This window comes from Vibrio sp. Vb1026, from assembly GCF_033338745.1.
Lineage (GTDB): Bacteria > Pseudomonadota > Gammaproteobacteria > Enterobacterales > Vibrionaceae > Vibrio > Vibrio alginolyticus.
On record NZ_JAWOTH010000050.1, the window covers coordinates 1 to 2332 of the forward strand.

Below are 2332 nucleotides of genomic sequence, written 5' to 3' on the forward strand. Positions count from 1 at the left end.
GACCAGTATCCCGATCCCGGCTGGCCGTCCTGGCCGCCACATGAGGCATGTTCCGCGTCCTTGCAATACTGTGTTTAGCAAAAATGCAAGCCGATGAACAACTCGCGATGGCAACAGCTAAAAAATTGGTAGAACAAAAACGCCAAATTGAAAAACAATGTTCTAAATAAATCCACCACTCGCACAAATCCCCCCTATTGTGCGAGCCTAAAAACACAGACACCTTATCACTGCTTTTCGAAACCATTAATCAATGCTTCTAAACCAAATAAAAAAGCCTCTGTGCCATCATCTTGATCCATAATTTGCAAAGCATCTTTTAATAGTCGAGGCATCGTATCATATGCTATTTGTTGCCTATCATTAAGTGCTGCGATATGTTCTTGCTGCTCTAACACAGAACCTAACGTAAAATGACCAACCGCGCTTATTGCATATAACCCACATTTTAATGAAAAACCATTGTCCACCATAAACTGCAACTGCATTTCTACGGTGTCATATTGGTCTGAACTCGGGCGAGTCCCTAAATGCACTTTTGCGCCATCACGGTAACTTAATAATGCATCACGAAAGCTCAATGCATTATTACGTAAAAATTGTTGCCACGTTTCCCCAACTGCGGGTAATGAATGACGATGATTACGCTTTAGCATTTCAACAGATAATGCATCCAACAATGTGCGCTTGTTCTTCACATGCCAATATAGTGTAGGCTGCTCTACGCCCAGTTTTTGAGCTAGTTTTCGCGTTGTCAGCCCTTCCATTCCCACTTCATTTAGCAACTCTAATGCCACTGTGATGATGGTTTCTTTATCTAATCGCGCCATACTGCCCTCTCTTTTTTTCTATTGACACTCTATCACTGATAGGGATATATTCCAACTCTATCAATGATAGAGAAAAAACGATGAATAAATTTGCGATCACCGCTTTAACGATCACCGCCCTAGATGCTATGGGGATCGGCTTGATCATGCCTGTATTGCCTACATTGTTACGTGAATACGTGTCGGCTGAAAATTTAGCAAATCATTACGGTATCCTGCTGGCACTGTATGCCATCATGCAGGTTTTTTTTGCTCCTCTACTTGGCAAATGGTCTGATAAATTCGGGCGCCGACCAATATTACTACTATCTCTTGCAGGCGCTGCTGTGGATTACACTTTGCTTGCATTATCTAGCTCACTTTGGATGCTATACGTTGGGCGATTAATTTCTGGAGTTACTGGCGCAACAGGTGCGGTCGCCGCTTCTGTTATTGCTGACAATACTGCTTCACAAGAGCGTACTAAGTGGTTTGGACGCTTAGGGGCGGCTTTTGGTGTCGGGTTAATCTCTGGCCCTGCAATTGGCGGCTTTACAGGGCAATTCTCAGCTCATCTTCCTTTTATTATTGCTGCCATTTTAAATGCGCTCTCTTTTTTAGTTATTATGTTGATATTTAAAGATAATAAAATCAAAAATACTGAAAAAAACACCACAGAAACAGCAGAAAATTCGCGACCTTTCCTGCAAGTGATCAAGCCAGTCATACTATTGTTATTTATCTTTTTTATGACTCAAATGATAGGGCAAATTCCAGCAACGACATGGGTGTTATTTACGGAACATCGTTTTCAATGGGGCAGTATGGAGATCGGCCTATCTTTAGCGGGGTTAGGCATCATGCATGCCTTGTTCCAAGCATTTGTAGCGGGCGCAATCGCCAAGAAATTCAATGAAAAAGTGACGATTATTGTGGGCTTTGTTGTTGATGGAGCAGCATTCATTATTTTGTCATTATTGACAAAGGGTTGGATGATTTACCCTACATTAATCTTACTCGCCGTCGGCAGTATTGCGCTACCAGCCTTACAGGGGTTAATGTCAGCTCAAGTCAATCAAACTAACCAAGGTAAGCTACAAGGCGTTCTAGTCAGCTTAACCAATACGACGGGGGTGATCGGCCCATTATTATTTAGCTTTATTTTTGGTCAAACACTGGCAAGTTGGGATGGCTGGATATGGATGATTGGTGCGATAATGTATGTTTTATTGATTGTATTTATTTTATCTTTTTATAGAAGCACCAAAAAGATAGTTAAAATAGCGAAGCTACCAGCGAGCTAAGTTTTAGCATATCAATATTAAGTGCTATGATACCCCTATCAGATTTGCTTTTAGCACAAGATATTAAGAGACAAACCCTATGACATTACCCCCTAAAAAACCAAGAACAAAACCTGCGGAAGAAAGGCTAGATGACCTAATGAACGTATAGGAAGAATAAACGCCCTTTTCACCCAAGTCCAACAGCTTTGGACCGCAGTTGACTCTTTCGACACCCCT

Annotated in this window: 2 protein-coding genes; one reads left to right on the forward strand and one right to left on the reverse strand. The window is 41.7% G+C overall.

Annotated features, from left to right (window positions below; translation table 11 throughout):
- Positions 1 to 227: 227 nt before the first annotated feature.
- Complete coding sequence (gene tetR / locus R7E47_RS24015) at positions 228 to 830, reverse strand: tetracycline resistance transcriptional repressor TetR (protein ID WP_318085149.1); 603 nt, start codon at positions 828 to 830, stop codon at positions 228 to 230.
- Between the two features lie 80 nt (positions 831 to 910).
- Between tetR and tet(59) the strand changes: the two genes are divergently transcribed.
- The gene (gene tet(59), locus R7E47_RS24020) at positions 911 to 2113 is read left to right on the forward strand and encodes a tetracycline efflux MFS transporter Tet(59) (protein ID WP_258456074.1); all 1203 of its coding nucleotides are present in this window, start codon (positions 911 to 913) and stop codon (positions 2111 to 2113) included.
- Positions 2114 to 2332: the final 219 nt, after the last annotated feature.